Annotated in this window: 29 protein-coding genes and 1 pseudogene; 19 read left to right on the top strand and 11 right to left on the bottom strand. The window is 68.0% G+C overall.

Annotated elements, in window-relative coordinates; translation table 11 throughout:
• Positions 1-2: 2 nt before the first annotated feature.
• The gene (locus E1H18_RS20620) at positions 3-1394 is read left to right on the top strand and encodes an efflux transporter outer membrane subunit (protein WP_172272042.1); all 1392 of its coding nucleotides are present in this window, start codon (positions 3-5) and stop codon (positions 1392-1394) included.
• Between the two features lie 118 nt (positions 1395-1512).
• On the opposite strand, the gene E1H18_RS20615 is transcribed toward E1H18_RS20620, so the two are convergent.
• Complete coding sequence (locus E1H18_RS20615; RefSeq protein ID WP_172272040.1) at positions 1513-2460, bottom strand: alpha/beta hydrolase; 948 nt, start codon at positions 2458-2460, stop codon at positions 1513-1515.
• A 234-nt stretch (positions 2461-2694) separates the two neighbouring features.
• Between E1H18_RS20615 and E1H18_RS20610 the strand changes: the two genes are divergently transcribed.
• From E1H18_RS20610 to E1H18_RS20595, 4 genes are all read left to right on the top strand, one after another.
• Entirely contained in the window at positions 2695-3315 is a 621-nt protein-coding gene (locus E1H18_RS20610; protein ID WP_172272038.1) for a YceI family protein, read from the top strand.
• Positions 3316-3473: 158 nt separating this feature from the next.
• The gene (locus E1H18_RS20605; RefSeq protein ID WP_172272036.1) at positions 3474-4484 is read left to right on the top strand and encodes an ATP-binding cassette domain-containing protein; all 1011 of its coding nucleotides are present in this window, start codon (positions 3474-3476) and stop codon (positions 4482-4484) included.
• Positions 4484-5137: a methionine ABC transporter permease gene (locus E1H18_RS20600; protein WP_172272034.1), complete on the top strand. Its 654-nt coding sequence runs from the start codon at positions 4484-4486 to the stop codon at positions 5135-5137. The genes E1H18_RS20605 and E1H18_RS20600 overlap by 1 nt, the downstream gene beginning before the upstream one ends.
• Before the next feature lie 10 nt (positions 5138-5147).
• Positions 5148-5507, top strand: coding sequence for a hypothetical protein (locus E1H18_RS20595; RefSeq protein WP_172272032.1), 360 nt, complete (start codon positions 5148-5150; stop codon positions 5505-5507).
• Here E1H18_RS20595 and E1H18_RS20590 read toward each other — a convergent pair.
• Complete coding sequence (locus E1H18_RS20590) at positions 5504-5905, bottom strand: helix-turn-helix domain-containing protein (protein ID WP_172272030.1); 402 nt, start codon at positions 5903-5905, stop codon at positions 5504-5506. The two genes, E1H18_RS20595 and E1H18_RS20590, sit on opposite strands and share 4 nt — an antisense overlap.
• Positions 5906-6012: 107 nt before the next feature.
• Here E1H18_RS20590 and E1H18_RS20585 point away from each other — a divergent pair, with 107 nt between their 5' ends.
• The 5 genes from E1H18_RS20585 (at position 6013) to E1H18_RS20565 (ending at position 12375) form a co-directional block, all read left to right on the top strand.
• Positions 6013-6897 (top strand): NAD(P)H-binding protein, encoded by an 885-nt coding sequence (locus E1H18_RS20585; protein WP_172272027.1) that lies wholly within the window; start codon positions 6013-6015, stop codon positions 6895-6897.
• Positions 6898-6976: 79 nt separating this feature from the next.
• Positions 6977-7792, top strand: a complete 816-nt coding sequence (locus E1H18_RS20580; RefSeq protein ID WP_172272024.1) for a MetQ/NlpA family ABC transporter substrate-binding protein — start codon at positions 6977-6979, stop codon at positions 7790-7792.
• 61 nt (positions 7793-7853) lie between these two features.
• On the top strand, positions 7854-8552 hold the full coding sequence (locus E1H18_RS20575) for a GntR family transcriptional regulator (RefSeq protein ID WP_172272021.1): 699 nt from the start codon (positions 7854-7856) through the stop codon (positions 8550-8552).
• Positions 8553-8707: 155 nt separating this feature from the next.
• Positions 8708-11098 (top strand): TonB-dependent siderophore receptor, encoded by a 2391-nt coding sequence (locus E1H18_RS20570; protein ID WP_172272018.1) that lies wholly within the window; start codon positions 8708-8710, stop codon positions 11096-11098.
• Positions 11068-12375, top strand: a complete 1308-nt coding sequence (locus tag E1H18_RS20565; RefSeq protein WP_172272015.1) for a CynX/NimT family MFS transporter — start codon at positions 11068-11070, stop codon at positions 12373-12375. Before E1H18_RS20570 ends, E1H18_RS20565 begins: the two co-directional genes overlap by 31 nt.
• Before the next feature lie 69 nt (positions 12376-12444).
• Here the strand turns inward: E1H18_RS20565 and E1H18_RS20560 are convergent, their stop codons facing one another.
• Positions 12445-13143: a TorF family putative porin gene (locus tag E1H18_RS20560; RefSeq protein WP_172272012.1), complete on the bottom strand. Its 699-nt coding sequence runs from the start codon at positions 13141-13143 to the stop codon at positions 12445-12447.
• A gap of 264 nt (positions 13144-13407) precedes the next feature.
• Positions 13408-14202 carry an SDR family NAD(P)-dependent oxidoreductase gene (locus E1H18_RS20555; protein ID WP_172272009.1) on the bottom strand — a complete coding sequence of 265 codons (795 nt, stop codon included), beginning with the start codon at positions 14200-14202 and terminating at the stop codon, positions 13408-13410.
• A 100-nt stretch (positions 14203-14302) separates the two neighbouring features.
• On the opposite strand from E1H18_RS20555, the gene queF reads away from it, so the two are divergent.
• Positions 14303-14758, top strand: a complete 456-nt coding sequence (gene queF / locus E1H18_RS20550; RefSeq protein WP_172272006.1) for a preQ(1) synthase — start codon at positions 14303-14305, stop codon at positions 14756-14758.
• A gap of 1 nt (position 14759) precedes the next feature.
• Here queF and E1H18_RS20545 read toward each other — a convergent pair whose 3' ends face one another.
• The 4 genes from E1H18_RS20545 to E1H18_RS20530 are packed head-to-tail and all read right to left on the bottom strand — an operon-like array spanning position 14760 to position 16631.
• The gene (locus E1H18_RS20545; protein ID WP_172272003.1) at positions 14760-15473 is read right to left on the bottom strand and encodes a hypothetical protein; all 714 of its coding nucleotides are present in this window, start codon (positions 15471-15473) and stop codon (positions 14760-14762) included.
• Positions 15470-15634 carry a hypothetical protein gene (locus E1H18_RS20540; RefSeq protein ID WP_172272000.1) on the bottom strand — a complete coding sequence of 55 codons (165 nt, stop codon included), beginning with the start codon at positions 15632-15634 and terminating at the stop codon, positions 15470-15472. Before E1H18_RS20540 ends, E1H18_RS20545 begins: the two co-directional genes overlap by 4 nt.
• A gap of 53 nt (positions 15635-15687) precedes the next feature.
• Positions 15688-15978: a hypothetical protein gene (locus E1H18_RS20535; RefSeq protein ID WP_172271997.1), complete on the bottom strand. Its 291-nt coding sequence runs from the start codon at positions 15976-15978 to the stop codon at positions 15688-15690.
• A 35-nt stretch (positions 15979-16013) separates the two neighbouring features.
• Positions 16014-16631, bottom strand: coding sequence for a nitroreductase (locus E1H18_RS20530; protein ID WP_172271994.1), 618 nt, complete (start codon positions 16629-16631; stop codon positions 16014-16016).
• A 4-nt stretch (positions 16632-16635) separates the two neighbouring features.
• Between E1H18_RS20530 and E1H18_RS20525 the strand changes: the two genes are divergently transcribed.
• The 4 genes from E1H18_RS20525 to E1H18_RS20510 all read left to right on the top strand — a co-directional run bounded on the left by E1H18_RS20525 (position 16636) and on the right by E1H18_RS20510 (position 19892).
• Positions 16636-17310, top strand: a complete 675-nt coding sequence (locus E1H18_RS20525; protein WP_172272792.1) for an NUDIX domain-containing protein — start codon at positions 16636-16638, stop codon at positions 17308-17310.
• A gap of 75 nt (positions 17311-17385) precedes the next feature.
• Positions 17386-18183 carry a hypothetical protein gene (locus E1H18_RS20520; protein ID WP_172271991.1) on the top strand — a complete coding sequence of 266 codons (798 nt, stop codon included), beginning with the start codon at positions 17386-17388 and terminating at the stop codon, positions 18181-18183.
• Between the two features lie 89 nt (positions 18184-18272).
• The gene (gene cysE, locus E1H18_RS20515; protein ID WP_172271988.1) at positions 18273-19106 is read left to right on the top strand and encodes a serine O-acetyltransferase; all 834 of its coding nucleotides are present in this window, start codon (positions 18273-18275) and stop codon (positions 19104-19106) included.
• Between the two features lie 9 nt (positions 19107-19115).
• The gene (locus E1H18_RS20510; RefSeq protein ID WP_172272790.1) at positions 19116-19892 is read left to right on the top strand and encodes a glutaminyl-peptide cyclotransferase; all 777 of its coding nucleotides are present in this window, start codon (positions 19116-19118) and stop codon (positions 19890-19892) included.
• A gap of 34 nt (positions 19893-19926) precedes the next feature.
• Here the strand turns inward: E1H18_RS20510 and E1H18_RS20505 are convergent, their stop codons facing one another.
• Positions 19927-20172 (bottom strand): hypothetical protein, encoded by a 246-nt coding sequence (locus E1H18_RS20505; RefSeq protein ID WP_172271984.1) that lies wholly within the window; start codon positions 20170-20172, stop codon positions 19927-19929.
• Between the two features lie 73 nt (positions 20173-20245).
• Here E1H18_RS20505 and E1H18_RS20500 point away from each other — a divergent pair, with 73 nt between their 5' ends.
• Together E1H18_RS20500 and E1H18_RS20495 are read left to right on the top strand one after the other, a co-directional pair.
• Positions 20246-21178, top strand: a complete 933-nt coding sequence (locus tag E1H18_RS20500; RefSeq protein ID WP_172271981.1) for a LysR substrate-binding domain-containing protein — start codon at positions 20246-20248, stop codon at positions 21176-21178.
• A 48-nt stretch (positions 21179-21226) separates the two neighbouring features.
• Positions 21227-21433, top strand: coding sequence for a DUF3126 family protein (locus E1H18_RS20495; RefSeq protein WP_172271978.1), 207 nt, complete (start codon positions 21227-21229; stop codon positions 21431-21433).
• 22 nt (positions 21434-21455) lie between these two features.
• Here E1H18_RS20495 and E1H18_RS20490 read toward each other — a convergent pair whose 3' ends face one another.
• Positions 21456-22730, bottom strand: a complete 1275-nt coding sequence (locus tag E1H18_RS20490) for an MFS transporter (protein ID WP_172271975.1) — start codon at positions 22728-22730, stop codon at positions 21456-21458.
• A 75-nt stretch (positions 22731-22805) separates the two neighbouring features.
• Here E1H18_RS20490 and E1H18_RS20485 point away from each other — a divergent pair, with 75 nt between their 5' ends.
• Both E1H18_RS20485 and E1H18_RS20480 read left to right on the top strand, forming a co-directional pair.
• The gene (locus E1H18_RS20485; RefSeq protein WP_172271972.1) at positions 22806-23420 is read left to right on the top strand and encodes a TetR/AcrR family transcriptional regulator; all 615 of its coding nucleotides are present in this window, start codon (positions 22806-22808) and stop codon (positions 23418-23420) included.
• On the top strand, positions 23417-24100 hold the full coding sequence (locus E1H18_RS20480) for a GNAT family N-acetyltransferase (protein ID WP_172272788.1): 684 nt from the start codon (positions 23417-23419) through the stop codon (positions 24098-24100). The genes E1H18_RS20485 and E1H18_RS20480 overlap by 4 nt, the downstream gene beginning before the upstream one ends.
• A gap of 34 nt (positions 24101-24134) precedes the next feature.
• Here E1H18_RS20480 and E1H18_RS27395 read toward each other — a convergent pair.
• A pseudogene (locus E1H18_RS27395) lies at positions 24135-24248 on the bottom strand (hypothetical protein); the annotation flags it as partial.
• Positions 24249-24313 lie beyond the last annotated feature (65 nt).

The following is a 24313-nucleotide window of genomic DNA, read 5'->3' as shown; positions in this document are numbered from 1 at the left end:
TGATGACCCGCACCCACGTTCTCGCAGCGGCCGCCGCCGTCCTCTGCCTGTCGGCTTGCCAGTCCTATCCCGAGCGCAAGCCGGATCTGAACATCCTGCCCGCCGCCTATCCGGCGACCACCCCGGTGGACGGAGTCGCGGTCGCCGATCTCGACTGGACCTCCGTCGTGCGGGATGCGCGGCTTCGGCGTCTGGTCGAGCTGTCTCTGACCGACAGCCGCGATCTGCGCGTCGCCCTGCTGGAGGCGCAGGCGGCGCGCGCCCAGTCACGCGCCCAGGACGCCGCGTTCCTCCCGCAGGTCCAGGCCGGCGGGCAGTATTCGGGCACCCACCAGCCGATGATGCAGGGCATGGCGCTGAGCATGACGACGGTCAGCCTGTCGTTGACGGCGTTCGAGCTCGACCTGTTTGGTCGGCTTCGTAACCAGTCCCAGAGCGCCTTCGCGACCTACCTGGCGGCCGAGGAGGGCGCGCGGGCCGCGCGCATCACCCTGGTGTCGGCCGTGGTCGAGGCCTATCTGGCCGAGCGGGCCGCCGACGAGCGGCTGCAACTTGCGCGCCTGACCGCCAAGGACTGGTCGGCCTCTCTCGCGCTGACCCGGCGTCTGAAGCAGGCGGGGCAGTCGGATGGCGTCGAGCTGGCCCAGGCCGAAGGGCTGGCCACGACCGCCCAGGCCGAGCTGGAAGCGGCCGAGCGCGGATATCGTCAGGCCCAGAACGCGCTGGCGCTGGTCGTCGGCGCGCCCTTGCCGGCGGACCTTCCGGCGCCCTTGGCCCTGGTCGATCAGCCGGTGGTCGTGGAGATCGCGGCGGGCCTGCCGTCGGACCTCCTGACGCGCCGGCCCGACATCCTGCAGGCCGAGCAGCGCCTGAAAGCCGCCCAGGCCGATGTTCGCGCCGCCAAGGCCGCGTTCTTCCCGACGCTGTCGCTGACGGGCCAGTACGGCTTTGCGTCGGGCGATCTGGACCGGCTCTTCGATACGGCTTCGCGCACCTGGACCTACACGCCGCAGATTTCGCTGCCGCTGTTCCAGGGCGGCCGGCTGCGCGCGCAGCACGCCCTGAGCGATGTGCGCAGCAACCTGGCGGTCGCCAACTACGAGAAGGCCGTGCAGACGGCGTTCCGCGAAGTCGCCGACGGTCTGGCGGCTCGCGCCACCTATGGCGGTCAGATCCAAGCGCAGGTCGCGGTGGTCGGGGCGGCAGAACGCCGGACCGAGCTGTCGCAGCGCCGTTTCCGGGCCGGCATAGAGAACCGCATCGAGCTGCTCGACGCTCAGCGCAGCCTCTACGGGGCCCGGCAGACCCTGATCCAGTTGCGTCAGGAACAGGCGGCGGCGTCGATCAATCTTTATCGGGCGCTGGGCGGTCCTGTGGGCCGCTCGGGCGTCTGATCTCGCCATCCCGCGCGACGGCGCGGGGGATCGCGGTGCAGTCGCTGCGATCAGGAAGGGGCGCACACCCCCCAACCCCGGTGCGCCCCTTCCACCCAGTCTCGCGGGGCGAGGCCTGCTACCGGGTCATCGCGCGGGCCAGGGCCTGGGTGCTGTCGCGGGCGGCGGCCTGGGCGACGTCGGTATGGGCCGCCCACTGGAAGGCGTGGAAAGCGCCAGGATAGACATGCAGCTCGGTCGGCACCCCCGCGCGGATCAGGCGCTGGGCGTAGGCGAGGTTCTCCTCCAGGAAGAGGTCGAGGGCGCCGGTGGCGATATAGGTCTTGGGCAGGCCTGAGAGGTCAGAAGCGCGCGCGGCGGCGGCATAGAGCGAAACGTCAGCGTCGCCGGGCGGCCTGCCCAGCAGGCTGGTCCAGCCGAAATGGTTGGAGGTCGGGGTCCAGACGAACTCGCCGACATACGGGTGCGGATCGGCGGTGACGCAGGTGCGGTCGTCGATCATCGGGTAGATCAGGTGCTGGAAGGCGATCGTGTGCTCGCCGCGATCGCGGACCAGCAGGGCCAGGGCCGCGGCCAGACCGCCGCCGGCGCTTTCGCCCATGATCCCGACCCGCGCGGCGTCTACGCCCAGTTCATCGGCCGAAGCCATCAACCAGCTCAGCGCCGCGTAGCAGTCCTCGATCGCGCCGGGAAACACGGTCTCGGGGGCCAGGCGGTAGTTCACCGAAGCGATCGTGCAGCCCAGGGTCGCCGCCAGCGGGCGGTGGGCGGCCTCGAGATCGCGCGCGTCGCCAGCCACATAGCCGCCGCCATGGATGTGCAGCACGGCGGGGCGAGAAGAAGCGGCCTGGCGTGGCGTGTAGACCAGGATCTCGACCTCCGGCGCGCCGGCCGGACCGGGGATCTTCCGAATCTCCAGGTCGGTGCGTTCGAGGTCGGCAGGATCGGGCTGGAACATTCGCGGCCGCGAGCGCATCGCGGGCAGCACCTCCTCGGAAAGCCGCAAGGGCGGGACCAGCTCCAGCAACGGCAGCAGCTGTGGGTCGACCAGGTGGCGACTGCTCATGGGATGGTTTCCTCGGCTCTCGTTTTTCAGGCCAGTCTGTCGAGCCGGGCGAAGGCGCGCAAGGATGACGGCCTGCTCGCCCATCTGCCTGCTTCCCGGGCGCATCGCCCCAAAAGCGGCCAGACCCGGGATTGAATTAGCTTATCCCCGATCGTCATATCGGGCGGGTATCGCAGTGACGGTATGGCAGGCGGCGGCCTTTTCGCCGCGTCTTGGCTTTCAAGAGGAAATCGAATGGTTCGGGCTCGTCTTCTTCCTGCTCTCGCCGCGCTGGCGCTTCTGGCCGGGCCGCTCTCGACTGGATCGGCCTGGGCCGCGCCGGACCGCAATCCCGCCTCAGCCCCGACCGGGACCTATGCGCTGGATACGCGCCACGCCGCGCTGGTCGCGCGCATCGACCACCAGGCCGGGGTCTCCAAGAGCGTCTTCCGCTTCGACAAGCTGGAAGGTTCGCTGAAATGGGACGGCCAGAAGCCCGAGCAGTCGAGCCTGTCGGTGACCATCGATCCCACCTCGATCAACACGCCCGTCGCCGGCTTCGCCGCGGAGCTGGCGGGCGACAAGTTCTTCAAGTCGACCCAGTTTCCGACCATCACCTTCGTCTCGAAGTCGATCGCCCTGCAAAGCCCCACCACGGGCAAGGTGACCGGCGACCTGACCTTCCTGGGCGTGACCAAGCCGGTGGTGCTGGACGTGGTCTTCAGTGGCGTGGGCAAGGCCAAGGACGGCGCCAAGCTGGGGTTCGCCGCCACGGGCAAGTTCGACCGCCGCGAGTTCGGTCTGACCTATCTGGTCGGTCCGGTCGGCGCCGAGGTCGAGCTTCAGATCGACGTCGAATTCGATCAGGTGAAATAGGGGCAAGCATCGGAGGCGGGCGCGGGCCTGCCGGGGGCGAGACGGATCGAGTCGGCGACCCCCGTTCGTGCGAAAAATGCGCCTGGCCTCTTGATTCCCATGGAGCCAGGCGACAATTCCGGCGACCTCTCTTCCGGACGCGCAAGGACCTGCCCGACGTGATCGCCTTCGAGGCTGTTTCCAAGACCTATGCGGCTCTAAGCGAAAAGGGCGGCGGCCATGCCGCCCTGAGCGGGGTCTCGCTGTCGGTGAAGGCCGGCGAGGTGTTCGGCGTGATCGGCGCGTCGGGGGCCGGCAAGTCGACCCTGATCCGGCTGATCAACGGCCTGGAGACTCCGACCGGCGGCCGCGTCGTGGTCGACGGCGATGATGTCGCCGCGCTCGGGGTGGAGGGCCTGCGCGCCCTTCGCCGCCGGGTGGGGATGATCTTCCAGCACTTCAACCTGCTGTCCGGCAAGACCGTCGCCCAGAACGTCGCTTTCCCGCTGAAGCTGGCCGGGCGCCCTGCCGCCGAGGTCAAGGCGCGCACGGCCGAACTGCTCGAGCGCGTCGGCCTCTCGGCCCATGCCGGCAAGTTCCCGGCCCAGCTGTCGGGGGGGCAGAAGCAGCGGGTCGGCATCGCCCGCGCTCTGGCCACCGGCCCGAAGATCCTGCTGTGCGACGAGGCCACCAGCGCGCTCGACCCCGAAACCACCGAGCAGATCCTGGAGCTGGTCTCGGGCCTGAACCGCGAGCTGGGCCTGACCATCGTTTTGATCACCCATGAGATGGACGTGGTGCGCCGCGTCTGCGACCGCGTCGCCGTGCTGGAGGGCGGGCGGCTGGTCGAGGAGGGCTCGGTCGAGGACGTCTTCCTGCATCCGGCCAGCGGCACCGCCCGCCGGTTCGTGCAGGAGGCCGAGGGCGAGATCTCGGTGGCGCCGGGCGTCGGCGGCCGGCTGGTGCGGCTGACCTTCAAGGGCGAAGCCACCTACAAGCCGGTGCTGGGCGAGGTCGCCCGGGCCACCGGCGTCGACTATTCGATCCTGGGCGGGCGCATTCACCGCCTGCGCGAGACGCCCTATGGCCAGCTGACCTTGGCCCTGACCGGCGGCGACGTCGCCGCGGCGATCGCACAGTTCCAGGCCGCCGGCGTCCGCGTGGATGATCTGGGTGGGGAGAGCGTCTGATGGAGAACATCGATTGGGCCGAGATCGGCCAGGCGACCCTCGATACTCTGGCCATGCTGGGCGGCTCGATGGTGCTGACCATCCTGCTGGGCTTGCCGTTGGGCGTGATCCTGTTCCTGACCGGCAAGGGACAGATGCTGCAGAACCGGCTGGCCAACGGCGCGCTGTCGCTGCTGGTCAATGTGCTGCGTTCGGTGCCGTTCGTGATCCTGCTGATCGTGATGATCCCGCTGACCGTCGCCTTGGTCGGCACGTCACTGGGCGTGGCCGGGGCCATTCCGCCGCTGGTCGTGGGCGCTGCCCCGTTCTTCGCCCGCCTGGTCGAGACCGCCCTGCGCGAGGTCGACAAGGGCGTGATCGAGGCCAGCTTCGCCATGGGGGCCAAGCGCCGGCAGGTGGTGCTGGGCGCGCTGCTGCCCGAGGCGCTGCCGGGGCTGGTCGCCGCCGCGACCGTGACGGCCGTGGCGCTGGTCTCCTACACCGCCATGGCCGGCGTGGTCGGCGCGGGCGGCCTGGGCGACCTGGCCATCCGCTTTGGCTATCAGCGCTTCCAGACCGACGTGATGATCGTCACCGTCGTGCTGCTGCTGGTGCTGGTCCAGGTTCTGCAGATGATCGGCGACGCGGTGGTGCGCCGCGTTTCGCACAAGTAAGAGCGCTTCCATGACTGACGACATCGACCAGGACGCCCACTGGGACGCCGACTTCGCCAAGACGCTGCTGGGCAAGACCCTGCTGATGAACCTGACCTTCCTCGACGACGATGGCGAGGTGCAGGAGCGTCAGCAGTTCTTCGGCGTGGTCATCGACGCCACCGAGAGCGAGGGCATCGTGCTCGACCTGCTGGGCGAGCACGACGGCGACACCTACACCCTGCCGCCCCAGACCTCGGCCATCCTTCCGGCTGAGACGGGCGTGACCAGCCTGGCCGGCGACAAGCCCGACTTCGTCGCCAACTGGGTCATTCACGGTCTGCCGGATGTGCCGGACGCGGCCAATGACGACGAGGACGAAGAGGCCTAGGCCGCCGCCTGGCCGTCATAGGTCACGCGCGCGGCGCGGATCGCGTCGTGATTCTTCTCTGCCCAGACCACCATGGCGGCCAGAGGCTCCAGCAGGCTCTCGCCCAAGGACGAGAGCTTGTATTCGACACTGGGCGGATTGGTCGGGAAAACCGTTCGATCGATCAGCCCGTCGCGCTGCAGGTCACGCAGGGTCTGGGTCAGCATGCGCTGGCTGATATCGGGGACGGCGCGGCGGATCTCGCTGAAGCGATGCGGGCGCGAGGCCAGGACCATGATCAGCAGGGTGCTCCACTTGTCGCCCAGGTGGTCGATGACGTCGCGCACCGGGCACTCGCCACCCGCGACCGGCTGGCCCTTCCACTGGTTGAAGCTATCGATCAGCGCCTGAACGGCCATGAGGTGGTTCCCAAAAGCATACCTTGTTCCGCCAAGCTGCCGCCTTCACGACCGCCTGGCGCTTCCATAAATAGTGCTGGTCTCATTCCGAGACCAGGAATTTCCCTATGAGCTTCTCTTCCTCCAAGCTTCTCGTGACCGGCGCTGGCGGCCAGCTGGGCCGCCGCGTGGTCGAACTGCTGCTGGAAGCCGGCGCGACCGACGTCGTGGCCGCCTCGCGCGATCCGTCCAAGCTGGCCGACCTGGCCGCGCGCGGCGTCGAGACCCGCCGGGCCGATTTCGACGACGCCGCCTCGCTGGCTAGCGCCTTCGCCGGCGTCGAGCGCCTGCTGCTGATCAGCACCGACGCCCTGGGCCAGCCCGGCCAGCGCATCGCCCAGCACCGCGCCGCCGTCGACGCGGCCGTGGCGGCGGGCGTCAAGCACATCGTCTACACCTCGGCCCCGACCCCGATCCCGCAAGAGGGCGGCGGCGTGCTGGACGACCACTTCTGGAGCGAGCAGGCGGTGATCGCCTCGGGCCTCGACTTCAGCCTGCTGCGCCACAACCTCTATGCCGAGACCATCCTGATGGGCGCGGGCCACGCCATCGCCAGCGGCCAGCTGTTCAGCGCGACGCAAGGGCAGGGGCGTTCGTTCGTCACCCGCGAGGACTGCGCCCAGGTCGACGCCGCCGCTCTCCTGACCGCAACGGGCAAGCAGATCCTGGACGTCAACGGCCCTGAAGCCGTCACCCAGGACCAGTTGGCTGCCCTGCTGGCCGAGGTTTCGGGCCGTCCGGTCGCCCATATCGCGGTGACGCCCGATCAACTGTTGGCCGGCCTCAACGGCGCGGGCCTGCCGCCGTTCCTGGCTCAGGCGCTGGTCGATTTCGACGTCGCCGCCGCCCAAGGCCACCACGCCACCTTCGCCCCCACCGTCAAGGCGCTGACCGGCCGTGAGCCGACCCGCGTCGCGGCGTTCCTGGAGGCCAACAAGGCCGCCCTAGGCTAAGGGACTAGGCGGGCGATCAGGAAATCTGATTTCATCTGGCGCGCCGAACGGGGCAAAAGCCTACCGGTCAGATCGCCTTATGGAGCCATTCATGGTCGCCCGCCGCGCTATTCTCGTTTCCGGCCTCGCCGTCCTCGCGCTGGCCGCCTGCGGTCCCAAGGCTCCTGCGCCCAGCGCCGCCGACACCCTGACCGTGGCCGCGACCGCCATCCCGCACGCCGAGGTGTTGGAGTTCGTCAAGCCGAAGCTGGCCGCCGAGGGGCTGAAGCTGGAGATCAAGGTCTTCAACGACTACGTCCAGCCCAACACCCAGGTCGCCGAAAAGCGCATCGACGTGAACTACTTCCAGACGCTGCCCTATCTGCAGGACTTCAACCGCGAAAAGGGCACGGACCTGGTCACGATCACTGGCGTCCACGTCGAGCCGATCGGCGCCTATTCGACCAAGTGGAAGTCGATCGCCGAAGTGCCGAACGGCGCCACCGTGGCCATTCCCAACGACGCCAGCACCGAGGCCCGCGCCCTGATCCTGCTGGCCAAGAACGGCGTGATCACCCTGAAGAACCCAAGCGACCTGTCGACCCTGAAGGACATCACCGCCAACCCCAAGAACCTGAAGTTCAAGGAGCTGGAAGCCCCGGCCCTGCCGCGCGTGCTGAGCCAGGTCGATCTGGCGGTGATCAACACCAACTACGCCCTGGACGCCAAGCTGAACCCGTCCAAGGACGCCCTGATCGCCGAGGACAAGACCAGCCCCTATGTGAATTACCTGGTCGGCCGTCCGGACAACAAGGACGACCCGCGGGTGAAGAAGCTGGCCGCGGCCCTGACCTCGCCCGAGGTGAAGGCGTTCCTGGCCCAGAAGTACGCCGGCGCGGTGGTGCCGGCGTTCTGACCCGCTGGCCTCGCCTGACATTTCACCTTACCTAGCAGCGGCCGCCGCTTCGGAGTTCGCCATGGCCTCGCCCCTGCAGAAATCGCCCGCCGCGCGCCGGCTGGTGCTGGACGTGGCCAATTCCTCGGGTCTGGAGGACTGGGCCCCTGAGCTACAGAAGACCAAGGTCTATGAGCAGATCCTGCTGGACCTGATCCTGGGGGAGCTGGCGGCCGGTTCGCGGCTGGACGAGCAGTCGCTGGCCGCCCGCTACGAAGCGGGCCTGGCCGGGGTGCGCGACGCCCTGGGCCGCCTGGCGCTGGAGGGGCTGGTCATCCGCCGCGCCCGTTCGGGCACCACTGTCGCGTCGCTGGATCTGGTGGAGCTGCGCCAGGGCTACGACGCCCGGGTGCTGATCGAGCCGCACTGCGCGACCCTGGCCGCCAAGGTCGCCTCCAAGGCCGAGGCCCAGGAAATGTACGACGTCTTCGTCGAGGGCGAGGCGGCCGCCCGCGACGCCGACCTGCCGGCCTTGGTGGCCATGGACCTGCGCTTCCACGCCCTGGTCGCGCGGGCCTCGGGCAACCTGACGCTGGCCCGTATCTTGATCCCCCTGCAGCACAAGGCCGCTCGCTTCTGGGTGTTCTCGTTCAACGGCGCGTCCGAGCAAGAGCTGCTGGACGAGATCGAGGAGCACCGCCAAGTGGCCCGCGTCATCGCCAGCGGCGACGTCGAGGGCTCGCGCCTGGCGATGCTGAAGATCCTGGACGTGCAAGGCTAGCGGACGCCGCGTCACCTGCGACATCGGCGCCACAGCGCCTTCGCAATCTCATGTAAAATGTCAGAAGGCATTTTGACGAACGTCAAGCGATCACCAGATATCGGGGACCTTGACCGTCGGGGCTTCCCATTCGGCGGCGAGCGAGGCCGAACCCGATGTCGAAAACCCTGCTGCTGTCCGCTAGCGCGCTCGCGATGCTCTGCGCCACCTCGGTCCAGGCCGAGACCCAGCTGACCGACCAGGTCGACGCCGTGGTGATCGTGGCGCGCGACAAGGCGGGCCTCTTGGAAAAGCAGCCCAGCCAGACGGTGTTCGGGATCGCCAAGCCGCTGATCGAGACGCCGCGCTCGGCCAGCCTGGTCAGCGACCTGACCCTGGAGCGCTACGGCGTGCTGACCTTGGACGGCGCCACCAAGGTCGCGCCCGGCACCCACACCGCTAGCTTCTACGGCGTGCCCGGCGCGCTCAACATCCGCGGCACCCTGGCGGAGAACTATTTCCGCGGCTTCAAGCGGGTGGAGAATCGCGGCACCTATTCAACCCCGATCGGCGGGGCGGCGCGGATCGAGATCTTGCGCGGTCCGCCCACGCCGGTCTATGGCGCCGGCAAGGTCGGCGGGCTGGTCAACTTCATCCCCAAGTCGGCCCGCGACGAAGGCCGCTTCCTGGCCGGGCCGGAAGGGGAGGCGACCGCCACCTTCGGCAGCTACAACAAGAAGCTGGTCACCGCCCAGTTCGGCGCGCCGGTGTCGCTGGGCCGCACCGAGGGCGGCGTCTATGTCTATGGCGAGGCCGAGGACAGCCACAGCTATTACAAGGGTGTCTATCCGCGTCACCAGACGCTGGAGGCCTCGGCCGATTTCGACCTGGGAAGCGGCTGGAGCACGGCCTTCGGCGGCATGGTCTTCCACTCAGACGGCGACGTGCAGACGCCAGGCTGGAACCGCCTGACCCAGGACCTGATCGACAACCGCACCTACATCACCGGCCGCGACACGACGCTGCGGGACGTCGACGGCAACGGCAAGATCACGCCCAATGAAGTCGGGGCCTATCCCTACGCCAGCGCGCTTTACCTGCCGTACTACGGCTTCCCCACGAGCGACGCGGTCCACACCCTGGACGTCGGCGTAGGCACGACCCGGCTAGACCGCCGCACGGTCTATATCAGCCCGGCCGACTTCTCGAAGACCAACACCCAGACCCTCTATTTCGACCTGGCCAAGGATCTGGGCGAGGACCGGTCGCTGAAGCTGCAGCTGTTCCACGACCGCCAGGACAACAAGCGCTTCGTCTCCTACGGCTACCCCTCGGCGATCGACGCCAAGGTCAGCGAGGTCCGGGTCGCCTACGCCTTCCCGACGCGCGTGGGCGCTGTCCAGGCCCGCACCCTGGTCGGCGGCGCGCATCGCTGGTTCGAGGGCCGCCGGCGCGAGAGCTACAACAGCGGCCTGATCGCTCTGGACCGCCGCGACATCAGCTTCGGGGCCACGGCGACCGACACCATCGACAGCCCGTTCGACGACGAGTCGGGCGGCATCGGGATGCAGTGGGAAAACGACAACCGCTCCAAGTGGCGGCAGACCGGCGTCTTCATCACCACCGATATCGAGGCCGGGCGCTTGAACCTGGTCCTGGGCGGCCGCTGGGATCGCTACAGCGTCGAGAGCGAGGACACCGGGATCCTCAGCTATGTGGTCGCCGGCCGGCAGTCGGCCGACCGCGACAAGGCGACCTGGAACGCCAGCCTGACTTACAAGCTGCCGATCGGTCTGATGCCCTATGCCAGCTACGCCAAGGCCGCGGCCCTGGAGATGAGCCAGGCCGGTGACCTCGCGCCCAACCTGATCGCCGACAGCTCGTGGCTGTCGAGCTCGGACCTGACCGAGGCGGGCGTGAAGTTCCAGCTGCTGCGCGGGACCCTGATCGGCTCGCTGGCCGCCTATCGCCAGAACCGTACCCAGATCGCCGGCGCCATCGCGGCGCCGACCGTGCAGGGCACGCGCGCCAAGGGCGTCGAGCTGGAGGTCCGCTGGCTGGCGTCCGAGCGCCTGTCCTTCACCTTCGCCGGCAACAGCCAGCGCACGACGATCAAGGGGCCGGACACGTCGTTCCAGTACATCCCCGCCTACACGGCCGGCGTGCCAGGCGCGCAGGGCTATGGCGGCTCGTACGTGGTCTGGAGCTTCGCGACCCTGCCGGGCCGCAGCGGCGACTACGCCTACACCCTGACCCCTAAGTCGGTGGTCAGCCTGTACGGGACCTACACCAGCAAGGCCTATGACTGGGGCCAAGCCGGGGCGACCCTGGGCGCCAGCCATGTCAGCCGCACGGCCGGCACGGTGCAGGACGCGGTGCAGTATCCTGCCTATTGGCTGGTCAACGCCTCGGCCTATGTGCAGCGCGGGGCGTACAGCCTGTCGTTCAACATCGATAATCTGTTCAACACGTTCTATTTCACCCCCGACGCCGATACCTACGCCAACCTCGGCGCCCTGCCGGGCAAGGGCCGCGAATGGCGGGCCACCTTGAAGCGGACCTTCTGATCGTGACCGAATTCAAAGACCGCTTCCGCCCCTGGGTGCTGCTGGCCGCGTTCAGCCTGCTGCTGTTCCTGATCACCGCCTCGACCTACGGCTCGCTGGGCGTGGTGCTGCCGGCCATGATCGGCGAGCTGAAATGGAGCTTCGAGAAGGCGTTCCTGGGCTTTTCGGTGCTGGGCGTCTTCACCGGCGCGTCGTCATGGCTGCCGGCCATCCTGATCCGCAAGATCGGCGTGCGCGGGACCCTGATGCTGGGCGCGGCGGTGCTGGCCGGCGGGTTCTTAGGCTTGGCCAATTCCGAGAGCCTGCTCAGCTACTATGCCGGCGCGGCCGCGTGCGGCGTCGGCTTCCAGATGGCGGCGCTGATCCCCGGCACTCACGTCCTGTCGTCGCTGTTCCGCAAGCGCGCCCTGCCGTTCGGCGTCTATTTCACCTTCGGTTCGCTGGGCGGCGCGGCCGGGCCCTGGATGGCGCTGAGCCTGATGGGCGCCAGCGGCGACGACTGGCGGCAGTACTGGATCGTCCAGGCGGCCCTGGCCGCCATGGTCGGCCTAGTCTGCGCCCTGATGGTCGGCGGTTCGAAGTGGTTGGCCCAGGCCGCCCATGAGGTCGATCTCGAGGTCGAGGAAGAGGCCCGCCAGGCCCCGGCCAACGCCAGCGTCTACCGCACCGCCCACGAGTGGACCGTCAAGCAAGCCCTGCGCACGCCGCAGTTCTACATTCTCGTCGCGGCCTATTTCAGCCACCTGCTGGTCGGGGTGACCGTGGCCAGCGTTTCGGTCTCGCACCTGACCGAACTGGGGATCGCGGCTGGCGTGGCCTCGGTGGCCGCCGCCGCCCTGGCCGCCAAGATGCTGAGCCTGGAATCGCTGATGCAGACCATGGCCCGGCTGGCCGGCGGGGCGCTGGGCGATCGCATCGACCCGCGCTGGCTGCTGGTCTTGGCGCAAGGGATGCTGGTGGCGGGCCTGCTGGCCCTGGCCCACGCGACGAGCCCGGCCCTGATGCTGGTCTACGCCATCGGCACCGGCGTCGGCTTTGGCCTGACCGTGCTGGCCGTGACCGTGCTGCTGCTGAACTACTACGGCCGGCAGAGCAATCTGGAGCTCTTCTCGCTGACCTGTCTGGTCGGCGCGGTGTCTGCGGCGGGGCCGTTCATCGCCGGCGCCATGCGTGACCGGCTGGGCAGCTTCTCGCCGACCTTCCAGCTGTTCGCGGCGGTGACGGCGGTGGTGTTCGTGGCCGTGCTGGCCATGCGGCCCCCGAAGGAGCCGGCATAGAGCTGCAGGCATAGAAAAGGCCGCCCTGGGGGAGCCAGGGCGGCCTCGTCATTCTTGAGTGTTCGCGCCCTAGAAGGTGGCCTTCAGGCTGGCGAACACGCGGCTGTCATAGACCTTGCCCCAGCTGTGGGCGTCGGTGTCGGCATAGCGCAGATCGACGGCCAGCTTGTCGGTCAGGGCGTAGGTCGCGCCGACGTTCCAGGTCGCATAGGTGCCGATCTTGTCGTACTTCTGCGAGCCGACCGCGCCGCTGAGGGTCAGCTTGTCGGCCAGGGGCAGGGCGGCGTTCAGCTCGTAGTAGGTCGCGTAGCCCGAATTGCCGGAATATTCCGGCGAGTAGTAGAAGGCCGCGCCGATGGTGGCCTTGCCGACCGGATGGGCGACGGCGGCCTTCAGCTCCATGTAGCTGTTGGCGCCCGGCGCGCCGTTCTTGTCCTTGACGTAGCCGTAGTACAGCACGCCGAAGTCGAACGAGGTGTCGCCCACCGTCGGCTTGAAGCCGGCATAGAGGTCGATTTCAGCGTCCGGATTGGGGCCGCCGAAGTCGACGTTCGAGGCCCAGGTGCCGACGTAGAACTGACCGTAGGAGACATCGATGCCGCCCTGCAGGGCCGGATCGTTCTGGGTCTGGCTCACGCCGCGGAAAACGTAGTCGCTGAAGATGCCGACATTGTACGAAACGCTTACTTCCTGAGCCGAGGCGGCTCCGGCCCCGACCAGGGCGATAGCAGCGGTGGCGGCGGCCAGCGCGATCTTCATGGCTTTCATTGGTTTATCCCCTTTTCTGCATCGTCTCCCAGGTTGGCCCTGGGTTTCGACTGCGCCTGCAAGCGCATTTGCGTCCCGAGGTCGATTAGCTGAGCGCAGCCGTCGGGTGGCAATCAGGGGGGATGTAACGCCAGCGAGAAGGGCGCCCGGCGCCTAAAATTCAGGCGCGGTGTGAAGCATTTGCTACAGAAAGGCCGCGCACGCGTAACAAGCTGTAGAATGGTGAATCTCGCTTGTCGTGTGGCGCGGCCGCTTCTGTCCGCGTCAGCGCATCGCCAAGCTGGCGCCGCCCAGATGCAGGCCGGCGTCGACCAGCAAGGTCTCGCCGGTCACGTGGCGCGAGGCGGGCGAGGCCAGGAAGACGGCCGAACCGGCGATGTCCTCGGCCGTCGAGGCGACCTTCAGCGGCGTGGCCGCTGCGGCTCCGGCGCGCAGGCGTTCCAGCGACTCATCGGGCATGTCCTTGAACCACGGCGTGTCGATGAAGCCGGGGCAGACGGCGTTGACGCGGATGCGCGGGCCCAGGGCTCGGGCCAGCGACAGGGTCATGGTCGTCATCGCGCCCTTCGACGCGGCATAGGGCACCGACGAGCCGTTGCCGACCACGCCGGCGATCGAGGCGGTGTTGACCACGGCGCCCGGCGAAGGCGCGGCCTCCAGCAGGGCGCGGGCGGCGCGTACCATCTGGAAGGCCCCGACGACGTTGACAGAATAGAGCTTGAGGAAATCCTCGGCGTTCACCGCGTCGAGATCGGCGTGGTTAGGCGCGAACTTGGTCATGCCGGCGTTGTTGAACAGGGCGTCGATGCGGCCCGTGGGGGCGGCGGCCGCGACGATCTTCTTGCAGTCCTCGTCCACGGCGACGTCGCCCTGGACGAGCACAGCCTTGGAGCCTTCCGCCTCGACCAGGCGAGCGGTCTCTGCGGCCTCATCGGCGCTGCGAGCATAGTTGACGACCACCAGGCCGGCGCCGCGCTTGGCGACCTCCACCGCGATCGCGCGGCCCAGGCCCGTGGAAGCGCCGGTGATCACCACCGTGAAACCGTCGAAGTCCCGCATCACCGTCTCTCCCTCTTTATTTTGGCAAACAGTTGTTTGCGACTTTGTAGCGAGGCTGGCGCGGCTTGTCTCGCGACGCAGGGAGGCCTAAATCGCGGCGATGACCGATCTCAACGTCACCCAGCTGGGCCGCGTCGTCGACGCTCCCGAAAACCCCGAGGCCGCCGTTCTCGAGCGCGTGCCCAACCCGCAGCATGACGTGCTGTACCTGGCCCGCTTCGTCGCGCCGGAATTCACCTCGCTGTGCCCCGTCACCGGCCAGCCGGATTTCGCTCACCTCGTCATCGACTACGCCCCGGGCGAGTGGCTGATCGAGAGCAAGTCGCTGAAGCTCTATCTGACCAGCTTCCGCAACCACGGCTCGTTCCACGAGGACTGCACCGTCAAGGTCGCCCGCAAGATCGTCGAGATCGCCCAGCCGCGCTGGCTGCGCATCGGCGGCTACTGGTATCCGCGCGGCGGCATCCCGATCGACGTGTTCTGGCAGACCGGCCCGGCCCCGGAAGGCCTGTGGGTCCCCGACCAGGGCGTGGCCCCGTACCGCGGCCGCGGCTGAACTACTCCGTTCCGATCGGCGTGAAGGCGATGTTTCGGATCGCCTCACGCCCCAGGACGATGTTCTCCAGCGGGACCTCGCGCGGATTGCGCACCCGGTGGACCATGCCGCCCTTGGCCACCATGGTGAACAGCTCGCAGTCGGTGAGAACCAGCGAGACGATCTGCTTGGACGAGTCCAGGGTCATGTATTCCAGCACGCCCTGGTAGCCGACGGATGCGCCGTCCAGCTCCAGGGTAGTGACCACATAGGCGATCGCGCCTTCGCTGATCGTCGCTTCCGAGAGCCAGCCGTACAGCGCGCCGCGGATGCGGCTGTGCTGACGCAGGCGCCAGTCGATGAGGAAGCGGGTCGCGCCGAACGTCGCCGCCGACAGAACCATCAGGTTCAGCAGCGCCCAGAACACCCCGAATTCGCGATAGCGATCGGCGCCCTTGCCCAGGCTCAGCGCCACCACATAGGGATTGGGATGCGGCAGGCTCCAGCTGGCCTTGAGCGTCAAGGCGACCAGTTCGAAGAGCGCATAGACGCCGGCGCAGGCCAGGTGAGCGACGAGCGCCCCACTGGTGACCAGGGCCAGGGCGACCAGGGAGTTGGGCGGCGGCGGCGTGGGCTCGAGCCGCGTGCGCGGCCCGCCATAATAGATGCCCATCACGAAAGCGAAGCCCGGCGCCAGCAGGAACAGCGCCAGGACGAGATTGAAGCTGAACGTCACCCGGCCTTACGCGCGGCCAGTTCGGTTTCGTCGACGGCGCGCGGGACGCGCAGGATGCCGTCCTTGTCGCGCCGGGCGTGCTTGAGCACTTCCGACCACGTGCCGTACTTCGCACGAGCTTGGCGAAGCGCCTTCAAAGTCTCGGTCGAGGTGACTTTCATGCCTTGAATATGCCCTCGGTCGGTCGTTTCGCCAAGTCCAGCTCTTAGGCAGGTTAGCTCTTTGAAAGCCGGCGGCGGTTGGCGCGCACCTTGCGGCGCAGGTGGGCCAGCGAGCCGGAGGCGATGGCCGGGCCGCTGGCGCCCAACTGGCCGGTCATGGCCAGCATCGGCAAGGTCAGACCGGCGGCGACCTTCTCACCGACCATCAGCTGAGCCTCGGCCTGGGCGGCTGCGCCGCCGGCCGCCAACTTCATCATGCGCAGGCCGATCACCGATGAGGCTTCGAGGCCCAGGGTCCAGCTGTCGAAGGCCAGGGTTGTCCAGGGATCCTTGCGTCGCGCCATCTTGGCCTCCTGTGCGAAGATCGAACGCTCCAACCTCAGGCTGGGGTCCATACGCTCGTGATCGCCGCCACGTCCGGGCGGGGACGTTCCTGCGGGGCTTCGGTCGCCGTGCCCAGATAGAGATAGCCGGCGACCTTCTCGCCGGGTATCACGCCCAGGATTTCCAGGGCGCGCGGATCGTAGCTGTACCAGTCGGTGATCCAGTTTGCGCCCCAGCCCAGAGCCTCGGCGGTCAGCAGCAGTTGATGACAGACTGCCGCGGCGCTCTGGCGCTGCTCCCACTCGGGGATCTCGCCGTCCAGGTGGCGCGAGATCACGGCCACGCAGACCGGCGGACGGGTAAGCTTGCGCAGGGCGGCGTTGGCCTTGGTCGGATTGGTCTGGCTATCGGCCAGGGTGGTGATCTTTTCGGCAAAGACGTCCTTGGCCTCGCCCTTCAGCACGATGAACCGCCAGGGGGCCAGTTTGCCGTGGTCGGGCACGCGGGCGGCCAGGCGCAGGATGTCGGCCAACTGGGCGTCATCAGGTCCGGGCGCGGTCAGGGTCATGGCGCTGGCCGAGCGGCGCTTGGCCAGGAAGGCGACGACCTGCGGCGAGGCCTCGATCGGCAGCGTTTCGCCAAATTCGGGGGCGGGGGGAACGGAACCGGTCAAGACGATCACTCCGAAGCTCTATAAGCGGCTCACCTATGGCCGCGGTCCGGCCACCACAAGGGACGCGCTTCAGATGACCGAAAAACCCGCCTGGTTGAAGCCGCACGGAAAGCCCTGGGGCGTCTCGTCCAGCCAGGTCGTCTACGACAATCCCTGGATCACCCTGACCGAATATCAGGCCATCGCGCCCACCGGGCGCCCGGCGCTGTATGGCAAGATCGGCTTCAAGAACCAGGCGATCGGTGTGGTGCCGCTGCACGACGACGGCACGGTGACCCTGGTCGGCCAGAATCGCTTTTCCCTGGCCAACTACAGCTGGGAGCTGCCCGAAGGCGGTGCGCCGTTGGCCGAGGACCCTCTGGACGGCGCGAAGCGCGAGCTGGCCGAGGAGGTGGGGCTGCAGGCCAGCGACTGGCGGCAGGTGCTGCGCCTGGAGCTGTCCAACTCGGTGACCGACGAGATCTGTCACGGCTTCCTCGCCATGGGCCTGACCTCCACCGAGACTGCGCCGGACGAGACCGAAGACCTGGCCGTGGCCCGCGTGCCGTTCCGCGAAGCCCTGGACGCCGCCGTAGCCGGTCACATGCCGGACGCGATCACGGTGGCGCTGCTGCTACGCGTCCATTTGATGGCGGTGCGGGGCGAGCTGCCCGCCGAACTGGCGGCCGCCATTCTGTAATTGATCCTCGTCAGATGAGATCCGCGCGATCCAGGCCAGAAGGGCGGCGCCCCTTCTGAGTCTGGAAAGACGGTCATGACCAAAGCGCCCCATCTGACGCCGCAGAGCCTTGTCGGCCGCCGCTTCGCGCCCGACGTCTTCGGCGACGTGAAGGTGGCCTTGGTCGGCTACTGCCCGCCGCCGCCCGTCTTGGAGCGCTACAGCCCCGAGCGGGTCACCGACCAGCACTTCATCCACGTCTCGCCCGACAGCGTGCGGTTGCTGAACCACAATGGCCGACGCTTCCTGTCGCTGGCCCATGTCTATGGCGGGCCGGTGTCCAGCTCGACCGTCGAGGAGCTGGCCTATTACGGCGTCGAGTTCGTCCTGGCCTATGGCCTGGCTGGCGGCCTTGGGACCCGCGACCTGGGGATGGGCGACTATTATCTGGCCGAGGACACCCTGGCGGCCGACGGCACGACCCCGCACTACACCGGCGCGCGGATCCTGCGGGCCGACCAAGACCTGATCAACGCTGCGCACGCCCTGTGGCGGGGCCAGGCGCTGCAGCCGGTCCGCGTGGCGACGGGCGATGCGATCTATCGCGAGTACGACGCCCTGCTGGACCACTATCGGCTGGAGGGCTGCGATATCGTCAATCTGGACTGCGCTCACCTGTACGCCGCCGCGCGCATCAACTCGACCGGTCGGCCGATGCGGGCCCTGCAGTGCGGCGTGATCTCCGATGTCGTGCCGGCAGGCCCCGACGCGGTGTCGACCAGCACGCTGGCGACGATGCTGGCGGGCGACAGTGAGGGCCTGAACCCGCTGGAACGGACCGGCGATATCGTCTCTTTCTTCATCGAGACCTTGACCCCGGCGATTTTGCCCTGATCTGAGCGGCGACGGTTCCGTGAAGGATTTGTCGAGCATCTGGTCTATAGATGCTGTTAGTCGCATGCCTTCTGGGAAGGGAGAGCCCGATGGCCAAGCATCTGGAAGTCGTGACATCCGAGACGGACACCCCTGTCTGGATCGCGTTGCGCAACCAGGCCGAACACGCCGCCAAGGCCGAGCCGGCCCTGGCTTCGCTGCTGAATGCGGTGATCCTGAGCCATGACAACCTGGCCGACGCGCTGAGCTTCCAGCTGGCGCGCAAGCTGGGCGACCAGGAACTGCGGGCGATGACGGCGCGCGAGTTCGCCGCCAGCGCCTTCCGGGCCGACCCGTCGATGGTCGAGGCCGCCGAGGCCGACCTGAAAGCGGTGTTCGAGCGTGATCCGGCCTGCAAGGGCTATGTCCAGCCGTTCCTGTTCTTCAAGGGCTTCCTGGCCCTGCAGACCCACCGCGTGTCGCACTGGCTGTGGACCGAGGGGCGCGAAACCCTGGCCTTCTACCTGCAGAGTCGCGCCAGCGAGATCTTCCAGGTCGACATCAATCCGGGCGCCCGGATCGGCAAGGGCGTGTTCATCGACCACGGCACCGGCATCGTCATCGGCGAGACCGCGGTGGTCGGCGACGACGTCTCGATGCTGCATGGCGTGACCCTGGGCGGCACGGGTTCGGATCGCGGCGATCGCCATCCCAAGATCGGCAAGGGCGTGCTGCTGGGCGCCGGCGCCAAGGTGCTGGGTAACATCACGGTCGGCGACTACGCCAAGGTCGCCTCGGGCTCGGTGGTGCTGCGCCCCGTGCCGGCCCACTGCACGGCCGCCGGCGTGCCGGCCAAGCTGGTCAACTGCCCGACCTGCGAGGAGCCGGCCAAGACCATGGACCACACCCTGGCCGAGGTGGTTTACGGCGACTACGAGATCTGAGTGCGGGCTGTGAAGTTCAGCTTCGCCGGCGTCGCCCTGGCGCTGACCCTGGCAGTCGGCCTGCCGGCCTGTTCGCAGCAGACCGCGCCGGTGGGCGGCTACACGGTCGTGAAGACCTATCCCCATGACACCCGCGCCTTCACCGAGGGGCTGTTCTACCGCGACGGCTTCATCTTCGAGAGCACTGGCCTGGTGGGCCGCTCGTTCATCCGCAAGTGGAACCTGGAGACCGGCGTTTCCGAGCAGGAGCGCATCGTCGACAGCCGCTACTTCGGCGAGGGCGTCGTCGACTGGAAGAACCGGCTCTACGAGCTGACCTGGACCGACCAGGTCGGCCTGATCTACGACATCGACACCTTCGAGAAGATCGGCGAGTTCAGTTATCCGGGCGAGGGCTGGGCCCTGACCCGCGACGACAAGCGCCTGATGATGAGCGACGGCACCTCGTTCATCCGCTTTCTCGACCCCGAGACCCTGAAGGAAATCGGCCGGATCGAGGTCACCGACCACGGCGTGCCGGTGCGCAACCTCAACGAACTGGAGTGGGTGAAGGGCGAGCTCTTCGCCAATGTCTGGCAGACTACGCGCATCGCTCGCATCGACGTGAGCACCGGCAAGGTCACCGGCTGGATCGAGCTGGCGGGCCTTTTGAAGGAAGCCGGCGTCACCGGAAAGCAGGACGATGTGCTGAACGGCATCGCCTACGACGCCGCCGGCGACCGCCTGTTCGTCACCGGAAAGCTGTGGCCCAAGCTGTTCGAAATAAAACTCGCGCCACAACGTTAGATCGCGGAACCGCGTTCGGGAGACGGCGTTTATCTCACGTCCGCCCCTCTACGCCCCCCCGACCTAGTGGGCGGACCGGGGCCCCGACCGCGAGACGCGTCGGGGCCCAACCCCTATCTGGGGTCTGGATTTCCTTCACATCCTTGGCGCAGGCGACCGTCGGCTTCGTCGTGAGCGCCGTCTGGCTGACGGCCGGCTTGGCGACGACGCCGTAGAGCACGGCGGTCCAGATCGCCATCAGGGCCAGGACCTGGGGAAGGGTGATGCGGGCGGAGGACATGGCCGTTCTTATCGGCCCGTTGCACCGCTTGAGATAACGACTTATCCGTCGGCCTTCTGTGAGGTTTCTTCACATGGCCCGCCGCCAGCTTCCATCGTTGAACGCCCTGCGCGCCTTCGAGGCGTTCGGCCGCCACGGCCGCATGACCCTGGCCGCCGACGAGCTGTGCGTGACCCACGGCGCGGTCAGCCGCCAGATCCGCCAGTTGGAAGAGCAGCTGGGCGTCGCTCTGACCGAAGGGCCGCGCTCAAGGCTGAGGATGACCGAGGCGGGGCTCAAGCTGGCCCAGGCCCTCTCGCCGGCTTTCGACCAGATCGAGGCGGCCGTGCCGCAGCCGGTCCCGGTTGGCCCGCGGCCATTGGTCGTCTCGTGCCTGCCGACCTTCGCCATGAAGTGGCTGATCCCACGACTGCCCAGCTTCCAGGCCGCCTATCCTGACATCCCGGTGCGGGTTGCCGAGTCCAACGGCCCGTTCGATTTCAAGGCCGACGGCGTCGACCTGGCCATCCGCATGCGCTCGCCCGACACGGTGGTTACCTACGAGGCCGAGGTCTGGCCGTTCATGGAGCACTATCACGGGCCGATCATGTCGCCAGAGGTTGCGGTTGCCCAACCGATGAGCCTGGAGCGCATCTGCACCATGCCACGCCTGCTGACCCGGACCTTCCTGGAAGGCTGGTCGGACTGGGCGCGTAATTTCGAGCTGGACCACCTACCGCCGCCGGCCAGCGAGCAGGTGTTCGACCACTACTTCTACATGATCGAGGCCGCCGCGGCCGGCCTGGGCGTGGCGATCGGACCTTGGGCCTTCGTGCAGCGAGATCTGGCCAGCGGACGGCTGGTCGCGCCGTTGGGCTTCACACACGGCCGTGCCCGGATCGTGGCCGTCACCCCGCCCGACGGCGCGACGAAAGAGGCGCTTCTGTTCCGCGATTGGCTGCTGGAACAGGGAGCGTCCACACCTCTTCCACCCGAAGCGTCTTGCGACTCTCGCGGCGGGCGCTAGTTTCGCCCCAACAACGCGCCCCGGCGCTCAGCAACAACGAGGCCCCCCGTGGACGCCACTGCCATCGCCAAGCTCGAAGCGCACCTGAAGCGCACCTTCGGCAACCCGCACATCGCCGTGAAGGCCCGTCCGAAGCAAAAGGACTCGGCCGAGGTCGAAGTCGCCGGCGAGTTCATCGGCGTCCTATTCCAGGACGAAGACGAAGACGGCTCCTACATGTTCGAAATGGCCATCCTGGCCGAAGACCTGGACTAAAGCTCCCTGACCGCCGCGCGCCTCAGGCCAGGATGGGCTTGGGGACCGCGCGGCGGATCATCAGAGAGGCCGCGCCGGCGATCAGGCCCGCCGCGCCGGCGATGACGAAGGCCTCGACATACTGGCCCTGGCTGGCGCGGATGACGCCAGCCCCGATGGCCGCCGTGGCCGCGCCTAGCTGGTGCCCCGCCGCGATCCAGCCGAACACGATGGGCGCGTCGCGCTCGCCGAAGGCCTCGGTGGCCAGGCGGACGGTCGGCGGCACGGTCGCCAGCCAGTCCAGCCCGTAGAACACCGCGAACGCCGACAGGCTGACCACCGAAAAGTCCGAGAACGGCAGGTAGATCAGCGAGAGCCCGCGCAGCACGTAATAGACGAAGAGCAGCTTGCGCGGGTCGTAGCGGTCGGTCAGCCAGCCCGACGCCGTGGTGCCGACAAGATCGAACAGGCCCATCAGCGCCAGCAGGCCGGCGGCCTTGATCTCGGGCATGCCGCGATCGCCGCAGAAGGCGATCATGTGCACGCCCACCAAGCCGTTGGTGGTCAGGCCGCAGATGAAGAAGCCCAGGAACAGCAGCCAGAAGGTCCGGGTCTTGGCCGCCCGGCCCAGGGCCTGGAAGGCGTAGGCCAGGGCGTTGGCGCCGCCCATCGGCTCGGGCGCCTCATAGTCGTCCGGCGCGCCATAGGGCTTGAGGCCGATGTCCGACGGCCGCTCGGGGATCAGCAGCCAGACCAGCGGGGCCAGGAACAGGCAGACCAGCGAGACGGTGATCACCACCGGCTTCCAGCCGCCGTGGTCGGCGATCAGGGCCATGCCGGGCAGGAAGATTAGTGAACCGGTCGCGGTCGAGGCGGCCAGCAGGCCCATCATGACGCCGCGCCGCGCGACGAACCAGCGGTTCACCACTGTCGCCCCCAGCACCATGGCCACCGCGCCGCTGCCGACTCCGGCCAGCACGCCCCAGGTGGCCACATATTGCCAGGTGGTGGTCATGAAGGCCGAGAGGCCCGTCGACACCGCCATCAGCAGCAAGGCCAGGGTCACGGTCTTGCGCAAGCCGAACGACTGAGACAGCGCGGCCGCAAACGGGCCGGTCAGGCCGTACAGGAAGATGCCGATTCCGGCCGCCAGCGAGATCGAGGCGCGGTCCCAGCCGAACGCCTTCTCCAGCGGGAGGATCAGCACGCCCGGGGCGGCGCGAAGGCCGGCGGCCGCCAGCAGCGACAGGAAAATCGCTGCGGCCACGACGAAGGCGTAGTTTTGTCCGAACGGGCGGCGGCGAGCGGTCGTCGTCATGGAGGTCTCGATGTAACCGATCGGTACGGGGTTGTTCGACTACATACGTACCGGTAAGTAACATCGTCAAGAGCCATGTCCAAGCGAACGCCAGAAGAGGTCCTGTCCGGACCCTACGCACCCGCCCCCCGCGCCGCCGAACGCATCTTCGACACGGCGCGCGAGCTGTTCTATCGCGAGGGCATCCGCGCGGTCGGCGTCGACGAGATCGTCACCAGGGCGGGCGTCACCAAGCCCAGCCTGTACCGCAGCTACAAATCCAAGGATGAACTGGTCGCCGCCGTGCTGCGCGAGGTCGAGACCGGCTTCTGGGCGCGTTTCGAGGCAGCCGAGATCCTGCATCCCGACGACCCCAAGGCCCAGATGGTCGCCTATTTCTGCGGCCTGGCCGAGCGCTCGGGCGGTGGCGACTATCGCGGCTGCAATCTCTCCAACGCGATCGTGGAATATCCTGACCGCGAGCACGCCGGCCGGCAAGTCGCCCAGGTCCACAAGCAGGCGCTGCGCGAGCGCCTGCACGCCAAGGCCGCCGAGATGGGCGCGTCAGATCCCAAGGCCCTGGGCGATGCGATGATGCTGCTGATCGAGGGCGTCTTCACCTCCAGCCAGATGTTCGACGGCGACGACAAACCGGCCAAGGCCGTGATCGGGGCTGTCAGGGCGTTGATCGCAGCCTATTGTCCCGCATGACCCCGCACATTCTCGACCGTCCCGTCTTCGCCACGCTCAACGGCCGGCAGGGCCATCTGGCCATTCCTCACGGCGGGGCGATGCGGATGGATCCGGACTACGGCCTGTTCGCCGCCACGATCGACCACAGCCCGGAGAGCTTGGCCGCCCTGGGCGAGCTGGTGCGTGCGCGCGGAAATGTCGGCCTGGTCGAGCCCGTCGCGCCGCCGCCGGCCCCGGGGACGAAGGTGGTCTCCAGCGCCATTTGCCTGCAGATGGTCGCCGAGACCGTCGCGCCGGCCTGGGACGTGGCGTTCGACATGCTGCCGCTGGGCGATGCTGACGCGGCCGAGATGCTGGCCCTGGCCACCCTGACCAAGCCCGGTCCGTTCTTCACCCGCACCCACCAGTTGGGCGACTTCATCGGCGTGCGCGTCGATGGCCGACTGGCGGCCATGGCCGGCGAGCGGATGCGCCCGGACGGCTACACCGAGGCCAGCGGCGTTTGCGTGCATCCCGACCATCGCGGCAGGGGCTATGCCGCCCGCCTGCTGCGTGAGGTGACCGCTCGCATCCTGGCGCGTGGCGAGAAGGCCTTCCTGCACAGCTACGCCGACAACGCCACGGCCATCGGCCTCTATGAGTCGCTGGGTTATCGCGGCCGGCGCGAAGTGGCGTTCACGATTTTGACGGCGGCGTAGGGGGCGGCTCGACAGCGCCCCCTCCGTCACGCGGCTACGCCGCGCGCCACCTCCCCCGTTTCACGGGTGAGGAGAGGACAGCTCATCCTCACCCGCAAAGCGGGGGAGGTGGATCGGCGCGGATACGCGACGAGACGGAGGGGGCGCTAGGTTCGCTACACAAACAAAAACCCCGGAAGGCGGACCTTCCGGGGTTTCCGTTTCAGAGGCGGC

Source organism: Caulobacter sp. RHG1 (genome assembly GCF_013181195.1).
Lineage (GTDB): Bacteria > Pseudomonadota > Alphaproteobacteria > Caulobacterales > Caulobacteraceae > Caulobacter.
The sequence above is the reverse complement of the archived record's forward strand: the minus strand, read 5'-3'. Positions and strand labels throughout refer to the sequence as shown.